Annotated in this window: 26 protein-coding genes and 1 tRNA gene; 18 read left to right on the top strand and 9 right to left on the bottom strand. The window is 68.5% G+C overall.

Annotated elements, in window-relative coordinates; translation table 11 throughout:
• Positions 1-10: 10 nt before the first annotated feature.
• From NMP03_RS13895 to NMP03_RS13840, 12 genes are all read left to right on the top strand, one after another.
• Positions 11-1,993 carry a flagellar hook-length control protein FliK gene (locus NMP03_RS13895; RefSeq protein ID WP_256506058.1) on the top strand — a complete coding sequence of 661 codons (1,983 nt, stop codon included), beginning with the start codon at positions 11-13 and terminating at the stop codon, positions 1,991-1,993.
• Between the two features lie 16 nt (positions 1,994-2,009).
• On the top strand, positions 2,010-2,600 hold the full coding sequence (locus NMP03_RS13890) for a flagellar basal body-associated FliL family protein (protein WP_256506057.1): 591 nt from the start codon (positions 2,010-2,012) through the stop codon (positions 2,598-2,600).
• Between the two features lie 3 nt (positions 2,601-2,603).
• Entirely contained in the window at positions 2,604-3,566 is a 963-nt protein-coding gene (locus NMP03_RS13885; RefSeq protein ID WP_256506056.1) for a flagellar motor switch protein FliM, read from the top strand.
• On the top strand, positions 3,563-3,856 hold the full coding sequence (fliN, locus tag NMP03_RS13880; protein WP_033921843.1) for a flagellar motor switch protein FliN: 294 nt from the start codon (positions 3,563-3,565) through the stop codon (positions 3,854-3,856). Before NMP03_RS13885 ends, fliN begins: the two co-directional genes overlap by 4 nt.
• A gap of 1 nt (position 3,857) precedes the next feature.
• The gene (locus tag NMP03_RS13875; RefSeq protein WP_256506055.1) at positions 3,858-4,112 is read left to right on the top strand and encodes a flagellar biosynthetic protein FliO; all 255 of its coding nucleotides are present in this window, start codon (positions 3,858-3,860) and stop codon (positions 4,110-4,112) included.
• A 128-nt stretch (positions 4,113-4,240) separates the two neighbouring features.
• Positions 4,241-5,032, top strand: a complete 792-nt coding sequence (gene fliP / locus NMP03_RS13870) for a flagellar type III secretion system pore protein FliP (protein WP_256506054.1) — start codon at positions 4,241-4,243, stop codon at positions 5,030-5,032.
• Between the two features lie 37 nt (positions 5,033-5,069).
• Complete coding sequence (gene fliQ, locus NMP03_RS13865; protein WP_033921840.1) at positions 5,070-5,339, top strand: flagellar biosynthesis protein FliQ; 270 nt, start codon at positions 5,070-5,072, stop codon at positions 5,337-5,339.
• A gap of 118 nt (positions 5,340-5,457) precedes the next feature.
• Positions 5,458-6,231 (top strand): flagellar biosynthetic protein FliR, encoded by a 774-nt coding sequence (fliR, locus tag NMP03_RS13860; RefSeq protein WP_256506053.1) that lies wholly within the window; start codon positions 5,458-5,460, stop codon positions 6,229-6,231.
• Positions 6,231-7,367 carry an EscU/YscU/HrcU family type III secretion system export apparatus switch protein gene (locus NMP03_RS13855; protein WP_256506051.1) on the top strand — a complete coding sequence of 379 codons (1,137 nt, stop codon included), beginning with the start codon at positions 6,231-6,233 and terminating at the stop codon, positions 7,365-7,367. The genes fliR and NMP03_RS13855 overlap by 1 nt, the downstream gene beginning before the upstream one ends.
• A 56-nt stretch (positions 7,368-7,423) precedes the next feature.
• Positions 7,424-8,830, top strand: a complete 1,407-nt coding sequence (gene fliD, locus NMP03_RS13850) for a flagellar filament capping protein FliD (protein WP_256506050.1) — start codon at positions 7,424-7,426, stop codon at positions 8,828-8,830.
• A gap of 4 nt (positions 8,831-8,834) precedes the next feature.
• Complete coding sequence (locus tag NMP03_RS13845) at positions 8,835-9,236, top strand: flagellar export chaperone FliS (protein WP_256506049.1); 402 nt, start codon at positions 8,835-8,837, stop codon at positions 9,234-9,236.
• Positions 9,237-9,293: 57 nt separating this feature from the next.
• The gene (locus NMP03_RS13840) at positions 9,294-9,830 is read left to right on the top strand and encodes an NADPH-dependent FMN reductase (RefSeq protein ID WP_256506048.1); all 537 of its coding nucleotides are present in this window, start codon (positions 9,294-9,296) and stop codon (positions 9,828-9,830) included.
• A 172-nt stretch (positions 9,831-10,002) separates the two neighbouring features.
• Here the strand turns inward: NMP03_RS13840 and NMP03_RS13835 are convergent, their stop codons facing one another.
• Genes NMP03_RS13835 through argH form a run of 4 tightly spaced genes read right to left on the bottom strand, consistent with a single transcriptional unit; the run spans position 10,003 to position 13,679 of the window.
• Positions 10,003-10,779 (bottom strand): NAD(P)-dependent oxidoreductase, encoded by a 777-nt coding sequence (locus tag NMP03_RS13835; protein WP_256506047.1) that lies wholly within the window; start codon positions 10,777-10,779, stop codon positions 10,003-10,005.
• Between the two features lie 26 nt (positions 10,780-10,805).
• On the bottom strand, positions 10,806-12,062 hold the full coding sequence (gene lysA / locus NMP03_RS13830; RefSeq protein ID WP_256506046.1) for a diaminopimelate decarboxylase: 1,257 nt from the start codon (positions 12,060-12,062) through the stop codon (positions 10,806-10,808).
• 4 nt (positions 12,063-12,066) lie between these two features.
• Positions 12,067-12,306 (bottom strand): hypothetical protein, encoded by a 240-nt coding sequence (locus NMP03_RS13825; RefSeq protein ID WP_256506044.1) that lies wholly within the window; start codon positions 12,304-12,306, stop codon positions 12,067-12,069.
• Entirely contained in the window at positions 12,303-13,679 is a 1,377-nt protein-coding gene (gene argH, locus NMP03_RS13820; protein ID WP_256506043.1) for an argininosuccinate lyase, read from the bottom strand. Before argH ends, NMP03_RS13825 begins: the two co-directional genes overlap by 4 nt.
• 16 nt (positions 13,680-13,695) lie before the next feature.
• On the opposite strand from argH, the gene NMP03_RS13815 reads away from it, so the two are divergent.
• The 4 genes from NMP03_RS13815 to NMP03_RS13800 all read left to right on the top strand — a co-directional run bounded on the left by NMP03_RS13815 (position 13,696) and on the right by NMP03_RS13800 (position 20,419).
• Entirely contained in the window at positions 13,696-14,307 is a 612-nt protein-coding gene (locus NMP03_RS13815; protein WP_319937601.1) for a TlpA family protein disulfide reductase, read from the top strand.
• Positions 14,308-14,518: 211 nt separating this feature from the next.
• On the top strand, positions 14,519-15,715 hold the full coding sequence (locus NMP03_RS13810) for an efflux RND transporter periplasmic adaptor subunit (protein WP_406698470.1): 1,197 nt from the start codon (positions 14,519-14,521) through the stop codon (positions 15,713-15,715).
• A gap of 7 nt (positions 15,716-15,722) precedes the next feature.
• Positions 15,723-18,941, top strand: a complete 3,219-nt coding sequence (locus NMP03_RS13805; RefSeq protein ID WP_319937600.1) for an efflux RND transporter permease subunit — start codon at positions 15,723-15,725, stop codon at positions 18,939-18,941.
• Positions 18,938-20,419, top strand: coding sequence for an efflux transporter outer membrane subunit (locus tag NMP03_RS13800; RefSeq protein WP_256506041.1), 1,482 nt, complete (start codon positions 18,938-18,940; stop codon positions 20,417-20,419). Before NMP03_RS13805 ends, NMP03_RS13800 begins: the two co-directional genes overlap by 4 nt.
• Before the next feature lie 181 nt (positions 20,420-20,600).
• Here the strand turns inward: NMP03_RS13800 and NMP03_RS13795 are convergent, their stop codons facing one another.
• A complete protein-coding gene (locus NMP03_RS13795) occupies positions 20,601-21,770 on the bottom strand; it encodes a phospholipase D-like domain-containing protein (RefSeq protein ID WP_256506039.1) in 1,170 nt (389 codons plus the stop codon).
• Between the two features lie 120 nt (positions 21,771-21,890).
• Here NMP03_RS13795 and rpoZ point away from each other — a divergent pair, with 120 nt between their 5' ends.
• On the top strand, positions 21,891-22,235 hold the full coding sequence (gene rpoZ, locus NMP03_RS13790; RefSeq protein ID WP_256506037.1) for a DNA-directed RNA polymerase subunit omega: 345 nt from the start codon (positions 21,891-21,893) through the stop codon (positions 22,233-22,235).
• 77 nt (positions 22,236-22,312) lie between these two features.
• Here rpoZ and NMP03_RS13785 read toward each other — a convergent pair whose 3' ends face one another.
• The 4 genes from NMP03_RS13785 to NMP03_RS13770 form a co-directional block, all read right to left on the bottom strand.
• Positions 22,313-23,014: a TorF family putative porin gene (locus tag NMP03_RS13785; protein WP_256506036.1), complete on the bottom strand. Its 702-nt coding sequence runs from the start codon at positions 23,012-23,014 to the stop codon at positions 22,313-22,315.
• Between the two features lie 29 nt (positions 23,015-23,043).
• Entirely contained in the window at positions 23,044-23,493 is a 450-nt protein-coding gene (locus tag NMP03_RS13780; RefSeq protein ID WP_256506034.1) for a hypothetical protein, read from the bottom strand.
• Positions 23,494-23,706: 213 nt separating this feature from the next.
• Positions 23,707-24,381, bottom strand: a complete 675-nt coding sequence (locus NMP03_RS13775; protein ID WP_256506032.1) for an RlmE family RNA methyltransferase — start codon at positions 24,379-24,381, stop codon at positions 23,707-23,709.
• Positions 24,382-24,406: 25 nt separating this feature from the next.
• On the bottom strand, positions 24,407-25,453 hold the full coding sequence (locus tag NMP03_RS13770) for a Ppx/GppA phosphatase family protein (RefSeq protein ID WP_256506030.1): 1,047 nt from the start codon (positions 25,451-25,453) through the stop codon (positions 24,407-24,409).
• A 158-nt stretch (positions 25,454-25,611) separates the two neighbouring features.
• On the opposite strand from NMP03_RS13770, the gene NMP03_RS13765 reads away from it, so the two are divergent.
• A tRNA-Gln gene (locus NMP03_RS13765) sits at positions 25,612-25,685 on the top strand.
• Positions 25,686-25,738 lie beyond the last annotated feature (53 nt).

Genomic DNA, 25,738 nt, shown 5'->3' with positions numbered 1-25,738 from the left:
CGCGATAGCGATGCAGCCGACGACCAACCTTCCAAGTTCGAACCCGCTGGCGACCCTGTTGTCGCCCGCGCCCGCTCGTGCAGGTGTTCTGCAAGCGCCGCCGCGCGACGGGCTGCTATTCGCCGACGCGCTCGCGGGCGTGACCGCGGGTCCGGCGCCGATCGCCGTGCCCCCCCTGCCGCCGCTTGCCGCCCCCGGCAAAACCCTGCCGGTGGCGGCAGTGGCTGCGGTGGCCGCGACGGCATTGCCGGTCGCCGAAACGATTGCACGATCCAACCCGCCGCAAGCACCGCTCGATGAACCGGTACCGACCGAGCCGGCGGCAGCATCGCTGTTTGCGGGGCAGATGCCCAAGGCGACGCCGATCGTCGAACGCCCAGCCGCGAGGCGTCAGCCGGCGCGGCACCCCGCTCCAGAACCCGAAGCGCAGCAAAAGGCAGACGCAGCCGTTTCGGCCGGCGTGCCACTGCCGCTGGCTTCGCCTGCCTTGGTCGCGGCAGAGGCCATCCCGCCAACGGTTGTCACCAAGCCAGACCCGATGGCGCGCGACGCTTCGACTGCCACGCCTTTGGCCGATACCGGTGCGCTGCCGCCGATGGCGCTGCCGCTCGTCGCGGCCCCCGCGGATGGGGTAGCAAGTTTACCGCCTTCGTTGCCCGAAGCGGTGCTCGATCACCCGGAAGCGTTGACACCAGCCTCGATAGCGGTGCGAGCGGATCACGCTGCACCAGCGCTTATTGCTCCGCCGGTAGGCGTGCCGGTTATCGCAGGCGGCCGGCGATCGCCGACTGCGCCAACCGCCGATCGTGTCGCGCCAGCTACACCCCACCGCCATATGGTGCAGGCAGCCCTCGCGCAGCCCGACCCACCGGAGGCACCTGTGTTCGCAGCGCCGGACCGGTCGCTGGTGGAAGGCAGGCTGGATGCGCCGGCAGGCGAAACGCCCAACCATCACCCTGCCATCGCCGAAGCCGCAGCGTTGACAATTGCGGAGCAGCCAACAACGATCTCGCCGCTTGCGGCGCCGCAGGTCGGCGAAAGACCGAGCGTTCCGTCAACTACCAATGGCGATCGGGCCGACGCCGCGCCCACGACGATCTTGGGCAATGCGCCGCTTCCAACCATCGTCGCGTCGGTACCGGCTGACATTGCGCAGCCGCGGCAACCCGCGATGGTTCCGCCAGCGTTGCAGGTTCTGCCCCGGACTCCCGAGCCCGCGCTGCCGGCGCAGGATGCGATCGCGGCGAGCCAGTCGCCGGTCGTCGATCGTGCCGCTGCTCGCACGATTGCCGAGAGCGCAGCAACGCTCGCAGCGGCTTTCCCGGCCCCGCAGCCCGGGGCGGTGGCCGCGCCGGCGATCGGCTGGCGCTCCCCCGTGCTTCGCGAGCCGATCGACGAAACGGCATCGACGCCGACACCCGTCGACAGCGTCGATACCACGCAGGCGCTGCGCGCTCGGATCAACGTCGCCTTCGCCGACGCGGCCCCCACGGTGCCGCCAACCGAAGCACCCGAGCTCGACCTACGCGCGATCGATCCGATATCGGCAGCCACCGCGCCGCCGATCGATCGTACCGCCGCGATCGACGCACCTGCGGTCCTCGCCCCGGTCGCGACCAATGATCCGGCCTGGACCGCCGCGATGATCGATCGGATCGAGACGCTGCGCGACACCGCGGGGGCGCGCGAAACGCGGATCCGGCTCACCCCCGATGCGCTCGGCGCGATCGAGGTAACGATCCGCGAGACCACTGAGGGGCTGCAGGTCCAGCTGACCGCCGACACCCCCGCCGCGCGCGCGCTGCTGACCGAAGCCGCGCCGCGGCTGACCGAAATGGCCGACGCGCGCGGGTTGAAGCTCGGCCAGCACGATTCGGGCACCGGCCAGCAGGGGCAACAAGGTCATCAGCGCGCATCGCCCGAGCAGCAGCGCGCGCAACCCAATCGCAGCGCCGGCGGCGACGCCACCGACACCGACGAACGAATCGCATGAACGGGGACACTGAAACATGAGCGACAAGAAGGACGAAACGCCCAAGAAGAAGGGCGGGATCGGCAAGTGGATCGGCATCGGCGTCGCATTGGTGGCGCTGGTCGGCGGCGGGGTCGGCGCGGGGCTGTATGCCAGTTCGTCGGGGATGCTCGGCGGCGGCGAGGCCAAGGCCGAAGGACCGCGGCTGGTCCCCAAGGAGGAAGAAAAGCGCGCCGCGAAGAAGGAAGGCGAGGAAGGCGAAGCCCAAGCGAGCGGCGAAGCGCCGCCCAAGGGCGAGGGCGGCGACAGCTATGCGTCGAACTATTACGCGCTCGAAAAGGAGTTCACCTCGAACCTGCTGGGCAGCGTCCACTTCGTCCAGATCGGCGTCGCGGTCTCGACCCCCTATGACGACAGCGTGATCGAAGGGCTCAAGACGCACGAGATCGCGGTCCGATCGGCAATCCTGATGGCGCTCGGCGAAACCGACGAGGAACAGGTCTTCAGCACCGAAGGCAAGCGCCAGCTGCAGAAGCGGCTGGCCAAAGCGATCAACGACACTTTGAAAGAAAAAGAAGGATTTGGCGGCATCGGTAACGTCTACTTTACCAATTTCGTTGTTCAGTGAGGCATGGTTAACGGCCCATCAGGAACTGCGGCGTTCGATCGACGCGAACGCCCCCGGCACGACGCGGCACATGCCGCGTCGCTGGGGATCGCGAACCTGAATCCGTTCGGCGACCTCCACACGCTCCAGCACCTCTCGGCGCGGATGGCGCGCAGCATGCGCGGGGTGTTCGAGCCGGTGCTGCGCCGCGCGGTGCGCACCTGGGCGGAGCCGCTGTCGGTCGAGCGCTTCGGCAGCTATTGCGCCGAACGGCCCAAGGGAATGACGGTCTGGCTGCCGCTGGCGATGCAGACGCCTTCGCAGGCCAATCCGGGCCAGGCGCTGATGGCGATCGACGCGAAATTCGCGCTCGAGCTGCTCGACCTGTTCTTCGGTGGTACCGGCGAGGCACCGCACCCGATGCCGAGCGAATTGTCGCCGGCTGCGGAGGCGATGGTGAAGCGGATAGGGACGATGATCGCCGAGCCGCTTGCCGCCGCCTGGGAGCCGGTGGCGCGATTGTCGTTCGCGCCGGGGCATCCCGAGACCAGCTGCGCGATGCTCGCCAACCTCGACGACGACGATGCGATGATCGTCACGCGTTTCGGGATTGCGGCGGGCAACGACAAGCCGGTCTTCGTCGACCTGGTCTATCCAGTCGCGGCGCTCAAGCCGATCGGCCCATCGCTCAACGCCAAGGTCCATGGCCGCACCGCCGAGCCCGAGCCGCAATGGCGCACCGGGCTGACGCGCGCGGCGATGGCGGTGACCTTTCCCGTCCGATCGGTGCTCGCCGAGCCCACCATCTCGCTCGGCCGGCTGCTCGAACTCAAGGAAGGCGACGTCATCCCGATCAGCTTTGGCCAGCATGTGCCGGTGATGATCGGCACGCATCGCCTGGGCACCGGGATCGTCGGATCGGCCAACGGCCATGCCGCGATCTGCCTGCATTCGATCGAACGACTCGATGAAGAGGATTATCCATGAACGACATGACCGGCGCATTCCCGGTCGACTCCGCGGTCGCCGCCAATTTCCGGCTGCTGCAGGACGTCGACGTGAAGCTGACCGTCGAGATCGGCTCGACCAACCTGACGCTGCGCGAATTGCTGGCGCTGGGCGAATCGAGCGTGATCGAGCTCGATCGCCAGTCGAACGAACTACTCGACGTGTTCGTCAACGGCACGCTGATCGGTCGCGGCGAAGTAGTGACGGTGGGCGAGCGCTTCGGCGTGCGGATGACCGAACTGGTGAGCCCCGAGAAGCGCGTCCGCTGAGATGATGTGGTCCTATATCCTCAAGCTGCTGGTGCTGCTGCCGTTGGTGTGCGGGCTGCTGATCGGCTGCCTGTTCCTGTGGCGGCGGCTCGAATCGCGGCTGCCGGGCAACCAGGGCGACCGGCTGCTGAAGGTGCGCGAGACGATGATGCTGTCGCCGGGGCTCAAGCTGGCGGTGATCGATTTCGAGGGCCGGCGGTTGCTGGTGTCGGTGGGTCGCGGCGGGGTTTCGCTGCTCGACAAGTCCGACGCGTGATGGGCTTCGTGACTGGCACTGCTGCCCTATCCCCGATCGTGCTGAGCTTGTCGAAGCACTGTTTTTCTTTCGCCGGTCGAGAGGAAGAACGGCACTTCGACAAGCTCAGTGCGAACGGGGTTGGGGTGGTGGTCCAAACATTGGCGGTGCTTGCGGCAGCCGTTTTGGTCGCCCTCCTGTTCGCTGACCCCGCGATCGCGCAGACCGTCGCCCCGCCCGCCGCTCCCGTCCCCAATGCCGGCGACGCGATCGACCGCGCGCTAGGCGACCTCGGCGGAAACGGCGAGGCGCCGCTGGCGCTGTCGCTGCAGGTCCTCATCATCATGGGGCTGTTGTCGGTACTGCCCGGCATCCTGCTGATGATGACCAGCTTCACGCGGATCATCATCGTGCTGTCGGTGCTGCGCCAGGCGCTGGGGCTGCAACAGACCCCGCCCAACCAGGTATTGATCGGGCTCAGCCTGTTCCTGAGCTTCTTCATCATGGCGCCGACGATCAGCCAGATAAACACTCAGGCGATCCAGCCCTATGCCGCCGGCCAGATGGGCGCGACGCAGATGATCGAGGTGGGGGGGCAGTCGCTCCACGCCTTCATGCTCAAGCAGACGCGCAAGAAGGACATCACGATGTTTTCGGACATCGCCAAGACCGGCCCCTATGCGACGCCGCAGGACGTGCCCTTTTCGGTGCTGCTGCCCGCCTTCGTGACCAGCGAGCTCAAGACCGCGTTCCAGATCGGCTTTCTCATCTTCCTGCCCTTCATCATCATCGATCTGGTGGTGGCGACGGTGCTGATGAGCCTTGGCATGATGATGCTGTCGCCGACGATCATCTCGCTCCCGTTCAAGCTGCTGCTGTTCGTGCTGGTCGATGGCTGGGCGCTGACGATGGGGTCGCTCGCCAATAGTTTCGTGAGTTGAGGGCGATGGCTCGCCTTCTCCGCGCAGGGCGGCGCTGATGGACGCCGATTATTTCCTCACCGTCGCCCGACAGGCGATGTGGATTCTGGCGCTGGCGTCGGCGCCGATCCTGTTGCCGGCGTTGCTGTCGGGACTGATCCTGGGGATGATCCAGGCGGCGACGTCGATCCAGGAACAGACGCTGTCGTTCGTGCCCAAGCTGATCGTCGTGGCGATCAGCCTGGTGATCTTCGGGGGCATGATCCTGACGCTGATCGGTGATTTCACGATCAGTATCTTCGAGCGGATTCCGGATCTGGTGCGGTGAGGGATGTGTCTTCTTGCTCCCCTCCCGCTTGCGGGAGGGCCTGTTCGAACGACAGCCGAGCCTTTGTTGACATGCCCTCCCCTAACCCCTCCCGCAACCGGGAGGGGGATTTGGTGCCATGCTAGGCTTCGGCCTCTCGATCGAACCCGCGCTGTGGACCTTGGTGTTCACGATGGTGCGCGTGGGGGCCGCATTCATTGCCGCGCCGGTGTTTAGTGCGGTTTCGGTGCCGGTCACGGTTCGGATCACGCTGGCAGGCGCGATCGGTATCCTGGCGATGAACAGCAACGCGATCATCGCGCCCGAGCAGGTCTTTGCGTTCGAGACCTTCCTGTCGATCGCCGACGAGGCGTTGGTCGGGCTCGCGCTGGGCTTCATCCTGCAGATCGCCTTCGCCGCACCGTTGCTGGCGAGCGAGGTCATCGGCACCTCGATGGGGATCGGCTTCGCCGCGGCGATCAATCCGCAATCGGGCACCTCGACCCCGGCGCTCGGCAATTTCCTGTCGATCCTGCTGACCTTGCTGTTCCTGGCAGTCGACGGGCATCTGGTGCTGGTCGAGCTGGTGGTGCGCAGCTACGAGGTGCTGCCGCCGGGCGCTGCCTGGCTGAGCGTCGCGGCACTGCGCAACATCGCGTTCTTCGGCGGTTATGCGTTTCTGGCCGGGTTCCTGCTGGCGTTGCCGGTGGGGTTCCTGCTGCTGTGCCTCAACCTGATCGTCGGCATGCTGTCGCGCTCGTCGCCGTCGCTCAACCTCTTCGCGGTCGGGCTGCCCGCCAGCCTGCTCGCGGGCGTCATCGCGCTGTTCGTCGCGATGCCCGCGATGGGCGATTACATGCTGGTGATCATCCGTGAAGCGCTCGAGGCCGCGCGCACGCTGGTGCTCGGCTGATGGCGGAGAATGGCGGCGAAAAGACCGAAGCACCGACCCAGAAGCGCAAGCAGAAGGCGGTCGACGACGGCGATATCCTGAAATCGCGCGAGTTCGGTACGGCGATCGTCGTGCTGCTGGGGTGTAGCTGGCTGGTGCTGCTGGGGCCGGCAGTGCTGGGGGCGTGCCGAGAGGTGATGGCCGCCGGCTTCCAGTTCGGTCGCGCCGATGTCGAGGATTTCCAGCCCTTCCGCCCGATCGGCGAAGCGCTGTGGACGCTGGCCCCCAGCGTCGGCGGGCTGCTCGCGCTCACCTTCGTGGCGTCGATCCTCAGCCAGGCAGGGCTCGGCTCGATCCGCTTCAACGGCAAATTGCTCGTGCCCAAGGGATCGCGGATCAATCCGGGCGCAGGATTGAAGCGGATCTTCGGCGCGCAGGGGTGGATCGAGCTCGGCAAGTCGCTGCTCAAGGTCGTCCTGCTCGGCAGCATCGGCTGGTGGCTGCTCAAGGGCACCGCCGAATCGACGCTCGGCTATGTTTCGTCGGACCTGCAGCATGCGCTGGGCGGGCTCGGCGAACAGCTGACGCTGCTGTTGCTGTGGATGTCGGCGGGGCTGGTCGCGATCGCGGGCATCGACCTGCCGATCGCGGCCTTCCGCCGGATGCAGAAGCTGCGGATGAGCAAGCAGGAGCTGAAGGAAGAGCACAAGGAGAGCGAAGGCTCGCCCGAGGCCAAGGGGGCGCAGCGCCAGCGCCAGCGCGAGATGGCCAAGCGCGGTTTCCGCAAGGCGATGGGCGAGGCGCATGTGGTGCTGACCAACCCGACGCATTTCGCGGTCGCGCTGCGCTACGAACAGGGACGCGACCAGGTGCCGGTGGTGGTGGCCAAGGGGCGCGGCGCGACCGCGCTGGCGATCCGCGAGCTGGCGGGCGACATGGCGGTGCCGGTGCTCGAATATCCGACGCTGGCGCGCGCGGTCTATTACACCAGCCGCGAGGGGCAGGAGGTGCGCGACGACCTGTATCTGGCGATCGCGACCGTCCTCGCCTTCGTCTTCGGGGTGAACGTGCAGGCAGGCGGCATCCAGCCGCCGGTGATGGTGCCGCCGGGCGCGCGCTTCGACGAAAACGGCAACGCTTCGCCGCAAACGACTTAAGAAAGCGCGCGCGCGGTCGATCCTCAGCAAGACAATAGCCGGGAAAGATTTGCGCGATGGCCATCGAATCGATTGCGAAGACGCTCGGTACCGGATCGGGGATCGACATCGGCGAACTGGTCGGCGGGCTGGTCGATGCGCAATTCGCCAACAAGACCGCGACGCTCGATCGGCGCGACACCGCGCTGGCGGCGCAGATCTCGGCGGCTGCCGACCTCAAGAACGCGATCTCGGGGTTTTCCTCGGCGCTGGCGGCGCTGGCGCGCAACGGGTCGCTATCGACCCAGCCTACGACCTCGGATTCGAGCGTGCTGAAGGCATCGACCTTGTCGGGCGCGACCCCGGGGGCGATCGACGCGACGATCGAAGTGCGCCAGATCGCCTCGGCACAGGCATCGAACAGCGCGCCGCGCGCCGACCGCACCGCGGCGATCGGCACCGGCACGCTGACGCTGACCTTCGGCAGCGCGACGGTGGTCGATGGCGAGATGACCGTATTCAACGTCGGCCCCGGCACACCGATCGACATCGCGATCGATGCCGCCAATTCGAGCCTCGACGGCATCGCCGCGGCGATCAACGCGAAGGGCGCGGGCATCACCGCGAGCATCCTGAGCGATTCGGCGGGATCGCGGCTGATCCTGAAGGGCGCGACCGGCGACAGCCAGGCGTTCACGCTGACCGCCGATACCCCCGCCCTCGCCGCGCTCGACGTCGGTGTCGGCAAGACCGGGACCACGATCGGCACCACTGCACAGGACGCGATCGTCGCGGTCGACGGGGTGACGCTGCGTCGCGCGAGCAATTCGATCAGCAACATCATCGAAGGCGTGCGGCTCGACCTGGTGTCGGCCAAGCCCGGGACGAGCGTGCGGCTGGGCACGCAGGCGCCGACCGCGGGGCTGACGCAGGCAGTCGAGGATTTCGTCGCGACCTTCAACGAACTGCAGAATATCCTGCGGACCGCGACCGACCCGATGGGGGGCGCGCTGCGATCGGACAGTGCGGCATCGGCGCTCCAGCGTTCGCTGCGCCAGCTGATCACCGCGCCGCTGACGACCGGGGGCGCGGCAGGTTCGCCGAGCACGCTGGCGCAGATCGGCGTCGGCACGCAGCGCGACGGCAGCCTGCAGGTCGATGCCGCGGTGCTGGCGCGCGCGATGGCGAGCGACCCCGCGGCGATCGAGGCGATGTTCGCCAGCGGCAGCGGCCTGCCCGCCGCGCTGTCGGCGGTCGCGACCGCGGCGACCAGCCGGACGACCGGGCTCGGCGCCAGCGAGGCGCGCTACACCGCGCAGCAAGGCGACCTAGCTGACGAGCGGCTCGACATCGCCGAGGCGAGCGAACAGCTGCGCACGCGGATGACGCAGCAGTTCGCGAGCATGGATGCCAAGGTCGCCGCGTATAAATCGCAGCAGGACTTCCTGACCCAGCAGATCGACGCCTGGAACAGCCAGGATTGATGCGATGACACGCTATGCCACCGCCTTTGCCGGCGATCCCGCCGCGACCTATCGCACGATCGAGCTGGCGAGCCGGACCGGCGGCGCCGATCCGCACCAGCTGGTCGAACTGCTGTACGAGGAACTGGTGCGCGCGCTGGGCACCGCCGCCTGGGCGACCGAGCGCTGCGACTTCAAGCTGAAGGGCGAGCGGGTGACGCGCGCGACCGCGATCCTGTTCGCGCTCGAAAACGGGCTCGATTTCGAGCGCGGCGGCGACGTGGCGCGGACGCTGGCGACGCTGTATCGCGGGGTGCGGCAGCAGGTGGTCAACGCCAGCATCGGCGACGACCCCGCCCCCTTTCGCGCGGCGGCGAGCGACCTGGCCGAAATCGCCGCCGCGTGGCGCAGCCTGCGCGCGGGGTGAACGTCGACCTGAACGTCGGCATGGCGTCGGCGCGCTGCATGCGGTAGCGGGTGGGCGATGCAGCCGTTCCATATCGTCGCCATCGGCGGCACGCTCCGCGCCGAATCGGGTACCAGCCGCGCACTTTCCGCAGCGCTAGCGCATGCCGAACGCGGCGGCGCGCGCACGACCTTGCTGACCGGTTCGGCGATCGACTTCCCCAATTTCGATCCCGACCAGGCGCTCGCCAACGACGCGATCGTCCGCTTCCTCGAGGTGGTGCGAACCGCCGATGCGCTGGTGATCGGATCGCCGGGCTATCACGGATCGCTGTCGGGCTTGGTGAAGAACGCGCTCGACCATATCGAGCTGCTGCGCGGCGATTCGCGCGTCTATCTCGATTCGATGCCGGTCGGGATCGTCGCAGTGGCGGCGGGATGGCAGGCGGCGGTCTCGACGCTGCAGACGCTGCGCACGATCATCCACGCGCTGCGCGGCTGGCCGACGCCGATGGGGGTGGCGATCAATTCGTCGGCGCCGGGCGATCCGCTGGGCGATGCCGATTCGCAGCTTGGGGTGATGATGCAGCAGATCGATACGTTTTTGCGGCGGTGAGCTGGGGCTAACCCCGTTCGTCCTGAGTAGCCGCTGAGTAGCTGCGCAGCAGCGTATCGAAGCGGCGTATCGAAGGACGCGTCGGCGCGCGGGGCGGTGCTTCGATACGCGCCCTCGATACGGCTTCGCCTACTCGTTCGCTACTCAGCACGAACGGGTTGAGGGGACCGCTCTAGCGTATCATCGCCAGATCGACCGACAGGCCTTCGCCCGGATCGGCGGGCGGGGCGGCGCAGGCGATGCGGATCGCGTCGGCGCGGGCGCGGTCGAGGATCGCCGGCGGCACGCCCGGGCGGTGATAGACGCGGTCGGCCTGCGCCAGCATTCGTGCCGCGCGCAGCGTGAGCGCGTCGGGTTCGGCCGAGACCAGGTCGATCCGCACCAGCCGCGGCAGGCGCGCGCCCTGTTCGTTGGCCAGCCAGCGATCGACGCTGCCGGCGTCGATCCGCCCGAAGGGGTCGAGCGCCCCGCCCTCGCCCAGCGCATCGGAGATCGCGTTGCGGCGGGCGCGGCCGTCGGGGAAGCGCTTGCGCATCGCGCCGCGCGCGGCGGCGAGCGCGGTCGCTAGCGGGCCGAGCGCCTGGGGGAGCAGGCCTTCGAGCCGCTGGCGGAGTGCTGCCGCGAGCCCCGCCGAGGCGCCGCCGGTCGCGACCGCGATCAGCACCGGCGAGCGATCGACGATCGCCGGGAGCGTGAAATCACAGAGCTCCGGGCGGTCGACGACGTTGACCAGCTTGCCCGCCGCCTTGAGCGCGGCGGCGATGCGCGCGGCTTCATCGCCGTCGTCGAGCGCGACGATCGCGAGGCGGGCGGTATCGCTTTCGGGCACGGGGATGGCACCCGCGCGTTCGAGCAGGCGGCGCTTGGCGTCGGCGGCCTCGCCCTCGCCGACCAGGATCACGGGTTTGCCGTCGAGGCGGACGATGATCGGGAGGCCGGTTTCGCGCATGGCTTACCCGCGTGCCCCCGGCCCCGTCACAGCCACTCGGGAATCCGCTCGGCCGCAAGAATCGCCTGCGGGGTCACCCGCTCGGACACTACCGCGAACCGCGCACCGTCGACCAGCACTTCGGGCACCTTGGCGCGGCTATTGTAGGTGCTCGCCATCGTCGCGCCATAGGCGCCCGCGGTGCGGAACACCGCGAGGTCGCCGCTCGCCATCGCGTCGATCTCGCGGCCCATCGCGAAGGTGTCGCCGCTTTCGCAGACCGGCCCGGCGATGTTCGCAATCAGCCGCTCGCCGGTCGGGCGCACCGCGACGAAATCGTGATAGGCGTCGTACAGCGCCGGGCGCGCCAGGTCGTTCATCGCGGCGTCGACGATGACATAAGGGTGGCCGCTCGACGGCTTCACCCACACGACGCGCGTCAGCAGCACCCCGGCATTGCCCGCGATCACGCGGCCGGGCTCGAACATCAAGGTGACGTCCCAGCCCGCGGTCACGTGCGCGACCATCGCGCCGAACGCGGCGGGTTCGGGCAAGGTCTCGCCGGGGCGATAGGGTACACCGAGGCCGCCGCCGAGATCGACATGGCTGATCGCATGGCCCGCGGCGCGAAGCTGGGCCACGAGCTGCCCGACGCGTTCGAACGCGCGTTCGAGCGGGGCGAGATCGGCGAGCTGGCTGCCGATATGCACCGCGACGCCGCGCAGGTTCAGCCCCGGCTCCTTCGCCAGCCGGTCGAACATCGCCGGCGCCTGATCGATCGCGACGCCGAACTTGTTCTCGGCGCGACCGGTCGAGATCTTGGCGTGGGTGCCGGCATCGACATCGGGATTGACGCGCAGCGTCGCGGGCGCGCGCTGACCGCGGGCGGTGGCCAGCGCGCCGAGGACGCGGCCTTCTTCCTCGAGCTCGAGGTTGAACTGGCCGATCCCGGCATCGAGCCCGGCGGTCAGCTCGTCGCGGGTCTTGCCGACGCCCGAGAATACGATGTCGCCGGGCGCCATGCCCGCCGCCAGCGCGCGCGCCATCTCGCCGCCCGAGACGACGTCGGCGCCATAGCCCTGCCCGGCGAGGACCTTGAGCACCGCCAGGTTCGGATTGGCCTTTACCGCGTAGGCGACATGCGTCCGTCCCGCGGGGGCGACCGCGTCACGGAACACCTGTGCATGGCGTTCGAGCGTGGCGCGCGAATAGATGTACACCGGGGTGCCGACCGCCTCGGCGATCGCCTCGACGCTGACGTCCTCGACGTGGAGCACGCCGTCCTTGTGCGAAAAATGGTCCATCGGTTCAGCGCGGCGGCAAAGCGAAGGGGTCGTTGGGCCGCTCTTCGGAGGTGGTGAGGAGTTCGTCGCTGCGCACCGGGCGCTGCTGCGAGGTCGAGGTCAGCAATTCATCGGCATTGGGCCGTTCCTGCGCGCCATAGGGCGCAACGGGCAGCGTCTTGCCCGGCGCGGGTTCGAGCCGCCCGCGCGAGCCGCAGGCCGATAGCGCGAGCAAGGCGACGGGGATCAGGAGGAGGCGGATCATGCCCGCTTCTCGCGCAACGCCCGGCCTGCGGCAATGGCTTCGCGCACGCGATCCGGCGCGGTGCCGCCGAAGCTGCGGCGGCTGGCGACCGAGGCATCGATGCTGAGCACGTCGAACACCCGCGCGTCGATCCGCGCGTCGATCGCGGTGAGTTCGGCGAGCGGCATCGCTTCGAGCTTGCGACCGAGCGCTTCGGCGCGTGCGACGGCGCGGCCGGTGACGTGATGCGCCTCGCGGAAGGGCAGGCCGGCCTCGCGCACCAGCCAGTCGGCGAGATCGGTGGCGGTGGCGAAGCCCGCATCGGCGACCGCGCGCATCCGATCGGTGCGGAAGGTCGCGCTTTCGATCATCCCGGTCATCGCGGCGATCGACAGGCCGAGCAGGTCGTGCGCCTCGAACACCGGCGGCTTGTCGTCCTGCATGTCCTTCGAATAGGCAAGCGGCAGCCCCTTCATCGTCACCATCAGCGCCATCTGGCAGCCCAGGATCCGCCCCGAATGGCCGCGCACCAGCTCGGCGGCGTCGGGGTTGCGCTTTTGCGGCATGATCGAGCTGCCGGTCGACCATTGGTCGGACAGCGCGACGAAGCCGAAGGGCTGCGACGCCCAGAGCACGAATTCCTCGGCGAGCCGGCTGAGGTGGAGCGCGCATTGCGCAGCGCTGGCAAGATAATCGATCGCGAAGTCGCGGTCGCTGACCGAATCGAGCGAATTGGCGGTCGGGCCGTCGAAGCCGAGCGCGGCGGCGGTGGCGTCGCGATCGATCGGGAAGCCGGTGCCCGCCAAGGCGGCGGCGCCGAGCGGGCAACGGTTCATCCGCGCGCGCGCATCGGCGAAGCGGCTGGCGTCGCGCGCGACCATCGCGTGATACGCCATCAGGTGATGGCCGAGCGTCACGGGCTGTGCCGATTGCAGATGGGTGAAGCCCGGCATCACGTCGCCGGCATGCTGTTCGGCGCGGGCGAGCAATGCGTCCTGCAACGAATCGAGCGCGCCGAGCACTTCGTCGATCGCGTCGCGCACCCATAGCCGAAAGTCGGTCGCGACCTGGTCGTTGCGGCTGCGCGCGGTGTGGAGGCGCCCCGCGGCGGCGCCGATCTTGTCGGTCAGCCGCGCTTCGGTCTGCATATGGATGTCTTCGAGCGCCAGATCGTCGGCGGGACCGCCGCGCTCGTAATCGGCGGCGACTTGATCGAGCCCCGCGAGGATCGCTGCCACATCGTCTGCGGCGACGATGCCCTGCGCGCCGAGCATCGTGGCATGCGCCTTCGACGCGGCGATGTCCTGGCGCCACATTCGCTTGTCGAACGGGATCGATGCGTTAATCTCGCGCATCACCGCCGACGGGCCTTCAGCGAAGCGCCCGCCCCACATCTGATTGGAACTGTCCGTGCGTCCAGCTATCACGCTTCTCCTCGGGCTCGGCCTGCTTGCAGGCGGCTGCGATAGGCAAGACGGGGGAGCGGAGCAAGCGAACAGCGTCGTCCCCGCCAACACCGTCGCCGCCGCGCCTGCCTCCCCGGCGACCCCCGCAGCCCCGGGTGCCGACAACGCGATCGGCATGCTCGACCGCAGCCACAAGGGCGAAGCCGCCCCCGATTTCGCCTTTGCCGATGCCAAGGGCGTCAAGACCACGCTGGCGGCGTTCGCTGGCAAGCCGGTGCTGCTGAACCTGTGGGCGACCTGGTGCGCGCCGTGCGTGAAGGAAATGCCGACGCTCGATGCGCTGGCGCAGCGCGAGGGCGCTGCGCTGAAGGTGCTGACGATCAGCCAGGACCTCGACGGGCCGGCCAAGGTGGTGCCCTATTTCGAGAAGGCCGGGTTCGAGGCGCTCGAGCCGTGGACCGACCCCGACCTGCGCTTCTCGGTCGGGCTCGGCGCCAACCTGCCGACGACGATCCTGTACGATGCGGCGGGCAAGGAAGTGTGGCGGATGACGGGCAGCATGGACTGGTCGAACGACGCCGCACGCCAGCTGATCGCCGAGGCCAGCGCTGCATAGGAGCCCCGAACCCCGACCCGATCGGGCCCGGCAGCTACGGCAATCGGGGTTTCTTCCCTTGGCCCGTATTGCGCAGCGCACCAAAAAAGATGAGAAGGCCCTAATCCGGAACGTTCGCGTAAGGTAATTAGTTACTGGTCCGGTTATCGCGGCTTCATCCCTGGACCACTGGGACGGAGCAATCACCTTCCCTTCGTTCGTGCGAGGCCTGCTGTTGCATCGTAAAATCGCGTGCCTCGCCCCGGTACTTTGCCTGCTCGCCGCCTGCGGCGGGGGCGGTGACGACGAAGCGTCCGCCAAGGCAAAGGGCAAGGGCGGCACCCCCGAGGTCGGCGTGGTCACGCTCCAGGCCGAACAGGTGCCGTTGACCACCGAACTCGCGGGCCGCGCCGCGGCGTTCGAGACGTCCGATGTCCGGCCGCAGGTGTCGGGGGTCATCAAGGCGCGATTGTTCACCGAAGGCAGCATCGTCCGCCAGGGGCAGACGCTGTATCAGGTCGACCCCAGCATCTATCGCGCCGCGGTGGCCGAGGCCGAGGCGAACCTTGCCAACGCGCAGGCCAATCTGACCGCGCAATCGGCGCGCGCCGACCGCTTTCGCCCGCTCGCCGAGATCGAGGCGGTGTCGAAGCAGGAATATACCGATGCACAGGCGGCGGCGCGCCAGGCGGCGGCGTCGGTCCAGCAGCAGCGCGCCTTGCTCGAAACCGCGCGGATCAACCTGCGCTTCACCAATGTGCCCGCGCCGATCACCGGCCGGATCGGCCGTAGCATCGCCACCACCGGCGCGCTGGTGACCGCCAACCAGGCCGAGGCGCTGACGATGATCCAGCGGCTCGATCCGATCTTCATCGATATCCAGCAATCGAGCGCCGACCTGCTGGCGCTGCGCCGCGCGCTGGCGACCGACAACACCATCCCGTCGACCGCCGAAGTGCGGCTGCGGCTCGAGGACGGCAGCGATTACGGTCAGGTCGGCACGCTGCAGTTCGCCGAGGCGATGGTCGATCCCGAGACGGGCGCGGTGACGTTGCGCGCGCGCTTCCCCAATCCGCAAGGACTGCTGCTGCCGGGCATGTACGTCCGCGCGCGCTTCAGCCAGGCGACCGCGCGGCGCGCGATCCTGGTGCCGCAGGCGGGCATCTCGCGCGACCCGCGTGGCAATGCGACGGTGCTGATCGTCGGCCCCGACAACAAGGCGGTGCGCCGCAACGTGCGTGCCGAACAGACGGTGGGCGACAAATGGCTGGTCACCGGCGGCGTCCGCGCGGGCGACCGGGTGATCGTCGAGGGGCTGGCGCGCGCACAGCCGGGGCAGACGGTTCGCCCGGTGCCCGCAGGTTCGGCGCCGCGGCAGCGGCCGGCGACGCAGGGCGGAGCGCAGGGCGCAACCAAGGCCGGGAACTGACCGCGCCATGATCTCGCGTATCTTCATCGACCGGCCGATCTTCGCCTGGGTCATTTCGCTCGTCATCATGCTGGCGGGGCTCGGCGGCATCCTGTCGCTGCCGATCGAGCAATATCCCGACATCGCGCCGCCCGAGATCAACATCCGCGCCAATTATCCCGGTGCGTCGGCCGAGATCCTCGAATCGTCGGTGACGCAGATCATCGAACAGCAGATGACCGGGATCGACGGGCTGATCTACTTCTCGTCGCAGTCGAGTTCGGCGGGATCGGCGACGGTCACCGTCACCTTCGAAAAGGGCGTCGATCCCGACATCGCGCAGGTGCAGGTGCAGAACAAGGTGCAGCAGGCGCTGCCGCGGTTGCCCGCGCAGGTGCAGCAGCAGGGCCTGACGGTCACCAAGTCGAACGCCGACTTCCTGCTGGTCGTCTCGGTCTATGACGAGACCGACCGCACCACCAATATCGACGTGTCGGACTTCCTGGTTTCGAACCTGCAGGACCGGATCGGCCGCGTTCCAGGCGTCGGCGACGTCAATGTGTTCGGCACCCAATATGCGATGCGGATCTGGCTGAACCCGTTCAGCCTTTCGGGGTTCAACCTGGTCCCCGCCGACGTGATCGCGGCGATCGAATCGCAGAATACCCAGGTCGCGGCGGGCCAGATCGGTGCGTTGCCCTCGCTGCCGGGGCAGATGCTCAACGCGACGGTGACCGCCAAGTCGCGGCTGACATCGCCCGAGCAGTTCAAGGAGATCATCGTCAAGACCCAGACCGACGGGTCGAAGGTGCTGCTGAAGGACGTCGCGCGGGTCGAGCTGGGCTCGGAGAACTACAACACGATCAGCCGGCTGAACGGGCATCCCGGCGCGGGCATCGCGGTGCAGCTGGCGCCCGGCGCCGACGCGCTCGAGACCGCCGAACTGGTGAAGGCCGAGATCGAGCGCCAGGCGGAGAATTTCCCGCCGGGCTATAAATACGCCTACCCCAATGATTCGACGACCTTCATCAAATTGTCGGTCGAGGAGGTCGTCAAGACGCTGATCGAGGCGATCATCCTGGTGATCATCGTCATGTTCGTGTTCCTGCAGAGCTGGCGCGCCACGCTGATCCCCGCGATCGCGGTGCCCGTGGTGCTGCTGGGATCGTTCGGGGTGCTGGCGATCTTCGGCTTCACGATCAACACGCTGACCTTGTTCGGGCTGGTGCTCTCGATCGGCCTGCTCGTCGACGACGCGATCGTCGTGGTCGAGAATGTCGAGCGGGTGATGGAGGAAAACCCCGAAATGTCGCCGCGCGAGGCGACGATCCAGTCGATGGGCGAAATCCAGACCGCGCTGATCGGCATCGGGCTGGTGCTGTCGGCGGTGTTCGCGCCGATGGCGTTCTTCGGCGGATCGGTGGGCGAAATCTATCGCCAGTTCTCGATCACCGTGATCTCGTCGATGCTGCTGTCGGTGGTCGTCGCGCTGGTGCTGACCCCGGCACTGACCTCGACATTGCTCAAGCGGCCGACCGAGAAGAAGGAGCCCAAGACGCGGGTCGGTCGCTTCGGCCGGCGGATGGGCGACAAGTTCAACCGCGGGTTCGAGCGCACCTCGGACAAATATCGCGACGGCGTGCGCTGGGTGCTGGGGCGGCGGATCGTCGCGCTGGTGGTCTATGCGGGGCTTTGCGCCGCGCTGGTGCTGCTGTTCGTCGGATTGCCGACCAGCTTCCTGCCGACCGAGGACCAGGGGCGCGCGCAGATCCAGTACACGCTGCCCCCCGGCGCGACGAGCGAGCGGACGCTGGCCGCCGCGATCGAGATCGAGAAGTATTTCCTGGGGCCCGCGGGCGCCAATGTCGACGTCGTCTATACGATCGTCGGGTCGGGCCCCGGTGGTGCGGGGCAGAATGCCGGGCGCGGCTTCGTCAGCCTGGCACCGTGGAGCGAGCGCGAGGGCGCCGAGAACGCCGCGGCGGCGATCACCCGCCGCGCGACGCAGGACCTGTCGACCCTGCGCGATGTCGAATTCTTCGCCACCAACCCGCCGCCGGTGCGCGGCCTAGGCCAGGCGGGCGGCTTCACGATGCAGCTGCTCAACACCGGGGGGCTCGACCGCGAGACCTTCCGCGCGCGCCGCGATGCGCTGCTCGAGGCGGCGCGCGGCGACCCACTGCTGACCGCGATCCGCCAGAACGAGCTGGCCGATATCCCGACGCTAGAGGTCGTGATCGACCAGGCACGCGCGGGGGCGCTGGGGCTCAACCCCGGACAGGTCGATGCGACGCTGTCGGCGGCGTGGGGCGGCGTATACGTCAACGACTTCGTCGATCGCGGACGCGTGAAGCGCGTGTTCGTCCAGGGTGACGCACCCTATCGCGCGCGGCCCGAGGACCTGACCAACTGGTTCGTGCGCGGCGCGAACGGACAGATGGCGCCCTTCTCGTCGTTCGCCGACACGCGCTGGTCGACCGCGCCGACCACGCTCGGGCGCTTCCAGGGACAACCGAGCTACCAGATCCAAGGCGAACCCGCCGAGGGCGAAAGCTCGGGCGTGGCGATGAATCGGATGATGGAGCTCGCCGCCGAATTGCCCGGCGTCTCGGTCGAATGGTCGGGCCTGTCGTATCAGGAGCGCATCTCGGGCGGGCAGGCGCCGTTGCTGTACGGGCTGTCGCTGCTGGTGGTGTTCCTGTGCCTTGCCGCGCTGTACGAAAGCTGGTCGGTGCCGTTTTCGGTGATGCTGGTCATTCCGCTGGGGCTGCTCGGCGCGGCGCTGGCGGTGTGGCTGCGCGGCCTTGAGAACGACGTGTATTTCCAGGTCGGGCTGCTGACGACGATGGGGCTGTCGGCCAAGAACGCGATCCTGATCGTCGAATTCGCCGAACAGGCCGAGCGCGAGGGCGCCTCGCCGGTCGAGGCATCGCTGGAGGCGGCCAAGCTGCGGCTGCGGCCGATCCTGATGACCAGCTTCGCCTTCATCTTCGGCGTGGTGCCGCTGGCGATCTCGACGGGCGCGGGCGCCGCCAGCCGCGTCGCGATCGGCACCGCGGTGATCGGCGGGATGATCGCCGCGACGGTGCTGGCGATCTTCTTCGTGCCGTTGTTCTACGTGATGGTGCGCAAATTGTTCGGCGGCGAGGTGCACGGCCATCCCGAAAGCGTCAGCGAAAAGCACAAGGCGCAGGAAGCGCCGCGACCGCGCGGCGACGACGACGGCCGGGGACCGGTGACCGCATGAAGACCTTGAAGAACCGGTGGGCGATCCTGGCCGCGATGGCGCTGCCGATCGCCGGCTGCAGCCTGGAGCCCAGCTACGAACGGCCGGGCCCTGCGGTGCCGGGGCAATTCCCGGTGGGCGGCCCCTACCCCGCCTTGCCGGTGAGCGGGGCGCAGCCGGTGCGCTATACCGACATCTTCCGCGACCCGCGGTTGCAGACGATCATCGGGCGCGCGCTGGCGAACAACCAGAATCTGCAGGTGGCGCTGGGCAATGTCCGCTCGGCGCGCGGCCAGTTGCGCAGTGCGCGCGCCGACCTGCTGCCGTCGTTCACCGGATTGGCAGGCGCGTCGGTCGCGCGCAATCGCGGGGCGGCGCAAGGGTTCGGCGGCGCGGGCGGCGGCGTGACGCAGATCTACAACGCATCGGCGGGGCTGACCGCGTTCGAGATCGACCTGTTCGGGCGGGTGCGATCGACCGCCAATGCGGCGCTCAACGAATATCTGGCGACCGAGGCGGGGGTACGCGCGGCGCGGCTGACCTTGGTCGGCGAAACCGCCAGCGCCTATTACACGCTCGCCACCGATCGCAGCCTGCTGGCGATCGCCGAGGACACCGTGCGCAGCGCGCAGCGCTCGGTCGAGCTCACGCGCGCGCGGCTGCAGGGCGGAATCATCGGTCGCACCGACCTGCGCCAGGCAGAGACGATCCTGCAACAGGCGCGCGCCGATCGCGCCGATCTGACCGCGGTGGTCGCGCAGGACCGCAACGCGCTCGAGTTGCTGGTCGGCGCGCCGGTGACCGATGCCGAGCTGCCGCAATCGATCGAGACCGCCGATCCGCTGCTCGCCGAACTGCCCGCCGCGCTCGATTCGCGGATCCTGCTGGCGCGGCCCGACGTGGTGCAGGCCGAATATACGCTGCGCGCCGCCAACGCGCGGATCGGGGCGGCGCGCGCGCAATTCTTCCCGTCGATCAGCCTGACCGGGCTGGTGGGGTTTGCGAGCAACGCGCTGGGGTCGTTGTTCACCAATAGCGGCTTCACCTACAATGGCGGTGCCGATGCCGGGGTGCCGTTGTTCGACGGCGGCTTCAACCGCGGCAATCTCGAGACGACGCAGGCGCAGCGCGACATCGCGGTGGCGCAATATCGGCTGACGATCCAGACCGCGTTCCGCGAAGTCTCCGGCGCGCTGGCGCGGCGCGGGGTGATCGCCGAGCAATATGCCGCGCAGCTCGCGCTGCAGGAGGCGGCGGCCGATACCTTTCGGCTGTCCGATGCGCGCTATCGCGAGGGGATCGACGGGTTCCTGACAACGCTCGACGCACAGCGAACGCTGTACGGCGCGCGGCGCTCGCTGGCGCTGACGCGGCTGGTGCGTGCCGACAATCTGGTGACATTGTACCGCACGCTGGGCGGCGCCGACCTGGTGCCCGAGGCATCGATCGCGCCGCCCGATGCGCCGCGCGGCAGCGAGGTGCTGCGCGGGGAACGGTGACGGCAGCGGGCCTCCCCTCCCTGGAAGGGAGGGGTTGGGGGTGGGTCGGCTGGTTGGGCAAAGTGCCGCCCGCCAACTGGCCTACCCTCCCCCGGCCCCTCGCTTCCAGGGAGGGGAGGGAGAAGCAGAAGGCCCTCACCCAACCCTCTCCCGCAGGCGGGAGAGGGCTTAAGACGGCCCGTTACTCCTTCTCGCCCCAGAATGGCAGCGTTCGGCTCAGCGACGGGTCGACTACCGCCATCAGGAAATAGGCCGCTGCCTGGCTGATCCGGCGCGGGATCGACATGCGTTCGCGGTGAAGCGCGGGGGTGATCAGTTCGGACTGCGCAACCTCGCCATCGACATAGGCGTGGACGTGGCGTGCGAATGCCGGATCGTCGATCCGCAGCATCAGCTCCATGTTCACGAACAGGCTGCGAATGTCGAAATTGGCCGACCCGATATGCACCGCATCGTCGATCGCGATCAGCTTGGTGTGGAGCTTGGTCGCCTGATATTCGTGGATCGCGACGCCGCGGCGGAGCAGCCCGGCATAGGTGAAGCGCGAGGCCCAGATCGCCATGTAATTGTCGGTGCGCGCCGGCAGTACGATCCGCACCGTACCGCCCCGCGCCGCCCGCCCCAGCCGGCGCAGCAGCAGCGGGCCGGGGGCGAAATAAGCGGCGATCAGGTCGATATGGCGGCCGCGCTTGAGCTCGCGCTGGATCACCCGCGCCCAGGGCGACAGCCGCCGCGTCGGCCCGCCCAGCAGCCAGCGCACCGGCCCCTCGTCCTCGCTCCACACGCGAAGCAACCGGTTGAGCGCACGGATCGGCGCCTTGGGGCGCTGCGCCCAGCGCAACAGCGCGTCGAAATAGCCCGCCAGCCGCGCCGCGGCGGGGCCCTCGACCAGTAGGCCGAGGTCGCGCCACGCCTCGTGGTCATCGCCCGGCGCGCCGAAATAGTCGCTCTTGATGTTGAACCCGCCGATGATGACGCGCGCTTCGTCGGCAAGCGCGAGCTTCTGGTGGTTGCGCAGCAGATAGCGCCGGCCGAAGCGCGGGATGAAGCGGCAGACATCGACCCCGCCCGCCGTCAGCCCCTCGAAGAAGTCGCGCCCCGCGGCTGCCTCGCTGCCGAGCCCGTCGACGAGCAGCGATACCTTCACCCCGCGCGCCGCCGCCGCCGCCAGCGCCTCGCCAACCGCGTGCCCTGCGGCGTCGTCTTCGTAGATGTAATAGAGCATGCGCAGGCTGTGCTGCGCGCCTTCGATCAGGTCGAGCAACGCGCGATAGCGGCGCGGGCCGGTGTCGAGCATCGTCAAGCGGTTGCCGTCGACGGTGAAGGTCGGTTGCGGGGGCGGCTCGTCCATCGCGCCCTCATGCGGCGTGACCGGCGCAGGCGCAACCGGCGGAAAATCTTGACTTGCGCCCCGCCCCCGCCTAGGCGGAAGGCTTATTCCCTACACCATCGTCTTGCGAAGGAAGCGTTCATGGCGCGCGTCACTGTCGAGGATTGCGTCGACAAGATCCCCAACCGGTTCGATCTGGTCCTGCTGGCTGCCCAGCGTGCGCGCCAGATTTCGGGCGGCGCCGAACTGACGCTCGAGCGCGACCGCGACAAGAACCCGGTCGTCGCGCTGCGCGAGATCGCCGAGGAGACGGTGCGCCCCGATCACCTGCAGGAATCGGTGGTGTCGAGCCTGCAGCGCGTGATCATCGACGATGACGAGGCACCCGATGAGGTCGGCTCGCTCTCGGCATCGGCCGAAGCGCTTCGCCTCACCGCCGCTGCCCCGCCGCGCAACCAGAATGTCGGCGGCGACTACGAGGGCTGAAGCTCCGGCTTCCTCCAAGCGAACCAAAAAAGCCGCGGCATTGTTGCCGCGGCTTTTTTGTTGGGCGATCGACGGCGCTACAGCGCGAAGCGCACCCGGCCGAGCAGCCGATCGCCCGAATGGCGCGCGTCGGCGAACGGTCCGAAGGCTTCGGCGCGGTCGATGTCGGTGCCGAGATAATCGACTCCTAGCGTCAGCGGCCCCTGGCGGAGCTCTACCCCCAGCCGCCAATCGGCATAGCTGCCACCCGGGCGTAGCCGCTGCGCGCGGATCGGGTCGTCCGCGCTTCCCGACGAATGGCCAAATCCGGCGATCAGCGTGAACGGCGTGCCGGGAATGCCGGCATCGGCATTGGCGTAGAGATAGACGTTGCTGCCACCGATCGCGTGCTGCGCGGGGGCGAACTCGACGCCGCCGGTCAGCTGCGCGGGGCCGTAGGTATAGCTCGCCGATCCGCCGAGTTCGACATAGTCCATCTTCGATCGGGCGCCCGCGAACAGATGCGCGGCGGCGCCGCCGCGCAGCTGGATCGGCCCTACGTCGGTCGCGGTGGTAAGCCGCAGGTCGGCGACCGACCAGGCACCATCGTGGCGGATCGAATCGCGCGTCGTGACGACGCGTGCCGAGGCCTCGATTGGCCCGAGCGTGCCCGAGGCATCGGCCGACAGCGCGGCGCGCCCTTCGCTCCAGCTCAGGCCGCGGCGGACCTCATCGGTCGCTGCCTCGAACCCGATCGTGGGGCGGTCCTGCGCCGCCGCGGGCGCGATTGTTGCCGGCAAGGCGGCGGCTATGATCAAGCTAGCGCGCTTCATCCTTCGCGCACCGCGCCGTGCAGCCGGTCGAGCTCGCTGCGCAGGACGTCATGGTCCTCCTGCGCGACCTCGACGATATGCTGGTTGAGGTCGCGGGTCCGCGCCGCGACTTCCTTAGCGATCGCTGCTTTGTTGGTGGTGCACCAGCCCGCGCGGCTGCCCGAGGCGATGCCTTCGCGGACGAACTGGCGGGTCATCAGCGTGCCCGGCGTCGCCTTGGCTTCGCGCGTCACTGCCATATTGGCCTGCCAGGCGCAGCGCAGCGTCGAGGCGCGGCCACCGGGGGCGACGCTGCCGATCTGCTGATGATCGATCGTCACCGCGCCGTTGTAGCGCACGTCGACCGGGCCGCTGGCATGATCGATCCGGGTTTCATGGGCGACGGTCGCGCTCGAGACGGCCACCGTCATGCCGAACATTAGTCCGGCTGCGAGTAGATTGGTCATGTTGTGCTCCTTGCGGTTTTCCCGGTTCGTATCGACCGGTGAGGCTCCCCGCTGACGCGAGGGCAATAATATTACAACGGATAATGGCGCGTTTTGTTGCGGAACTTCGGCGGAAACGGGGTGCTGCCGGGAGCCCGTCGCGGCAAAGCCGCGCCGTCGGTCGGGTCCTGCGGCCCGCCGGCCGGGGGCGGCGCGAGACGCCGATTAGCGCGGCTAATCGGCTCGCCGCCCCTTGAACCCGCTGGCCACCACAAACCATTCGACCGACCCCTTGCGGCTGGCGGGGGGCTTGGCGTGCTTCACGCTGGTGAAATTGCGCTTCATTTCGACCACCATCGCTGAATCGCCGCCGCCCGCGAACACCTTCGACACGAAGGTGCCGCCGGGGCGCAGCACCTCGATCGCGAAGGCGAGCGCGGCCTCGACCAGCGCCGAGGTCCGCAGCGCGTCGGTCTGCGGGTGGCCGACGGTGTTTGCCGCCATGTCCGACAGCACCAGATCGGCCTCGCCGCCCAGCGCCTCGACCAGCCGCTGCGGCGCGGCGTCGTCGAGGAAGTCCATCTGGAGGATCGTCACCCCGTCGATCGGATCGACCGGCAGCAGATCGATGCCGACCACCGCCGCCTGCGGCACCGTGCGGCGCACCACTTGGGCCCAGCCGCCCGGCGCGAGTCCCAGATCGACGACGCGGCGCGTGCCCTTGAGGAAGCCGAACTTCTCGTCGAGCTCGATCAGCTTGTACGCGGCACGGCTGCGATAGCCCTCGGCCTTGGCCTTCTTCACATAGGGGTCGTTCAGCTGGCGCTCGAGCCAGCGCGTCGATTGCGGGGTGCGCTTCTTCGACGTCTTGACCCGGACGCGGCCGGGACTGCCCAAGGTGCGGGTCATCGAACAATTCCAATAGATGAGTAGGTCATGCTCCGCCCTGCATCAGCCGGCGCAAAATGCCCTCGCGAATACCGCGATCGGCGATGCCCAGCCGCTCGGCGGGCCAGATGTCGAGGATCGATTCGAGGATCGCGCAGCCCGCCACCACCAGATCGGCGCGCTCATGGCCGATGCACGGCACCTGTGCGCGCTCGTTGAGGTCGAGCCCCGCCAGCCGCGCGCTGACCGCGCGCATCGCCCCGGTCGGCACGATCAGCCCGTCGATCACCGAGCGATCATAGGAGCTGAGCCCCAGATGGACGCTGGCGAGCGTGGTGACGGTGCCGCTGGTGCCGAGCAGCCGCGGCGTTCCCACCGGCAACCCCACCCGATCGGCGAAGGGCGCGAAGCTGGCGGTGACGAGGTCGCGCATCCGGGCGTAGAGGATCGCCAGCCCCTCGCCGCTTGCGGCGCCGGCGGCCGAGGCTTCGGTGAGCGAGACGACGCCCCAGGGCGCGCTGTGCCAGTCGATCACCGTCGGCACCGTGGTGCGGGTATCGACCAGCACCAATTCGGTCGATCCGCCGCCGATGTCGAACACCAAGGCCGGCCCGTCGCCGGGCTCGAGCAATGCGTGGCAGCCGAGCACCGCGAGCCGCGCTTCCTCCTCGGCGGTGATGACGTCGAGCATGATCCCGGTTTCGTCGCGGACGCGGGCGATGAATTCGGCGCCGTTGCTTGCGCGGCGGCAAGCCTCGGTCGCGACCGAGCGCGCGAGCGACACGTTGCGCTTGCGCAATTTGTCGGCACAGACGCGCAGCGCCGCCAGCGTCCGATCGATCGCAGCGTCGCTGAGCCGGCCGCTGGTGGCCAACCCCTCGCCCAGCCGAACGATTCGCGAAAAGGCATCGACCACGGCAAAGCCCGGCCCTTGCGGGCGGGCGATGAGCAGCCGGCAATTGTTGGTGCCGAGATCGAGCGCGGCATAATGGCGCGCATCGGGCCAGCGCGGGCGGCTGGCGCGGGTGGTATTGGCCGGCAACTCGGCGCCCTGGCCGCGCCGCTGCGGCAGTCGGGCGAAATCTTCCCCCATGCCGTCACTCACTTATGTTCTGATCCGTCACGGCAAATAGCCGCCGGTGCTTGGGTGCGAAGCTATCGTATGTGCGCCGGTGGAGCAAGGCGCGCACCAAAAGCGGCGCATTCCCCCCTTGACCCCCGCGAACCGGCTGGGTAGTTGCCGCGCTCGATTGCCCTGTCGTCTAATGGTAAGACAACGGACTCTGACTCCGTTAATCGAGGTTCGAATCCTCGCGGGGCATCCAACACTTCTCCAGCGTTTACAGGGGCTTATCCCCAAACGAACCGGCTAAAGTCG

The organism is Sphingomonas qomolangmaensis, from assembly GCF_024496245.1.
In the GTDB taxonomy this organism is placed as follows: Bacteria; Pseudomonadota; Alphaproteobacteria; order Sphingomonadales; family Sphingomonadaceae; genus Sphingomonas; species Sphingomonas qomolangmaensis.
This window is presented reverse-complemented; position numbering and strand designations above follow the sequence as displayed.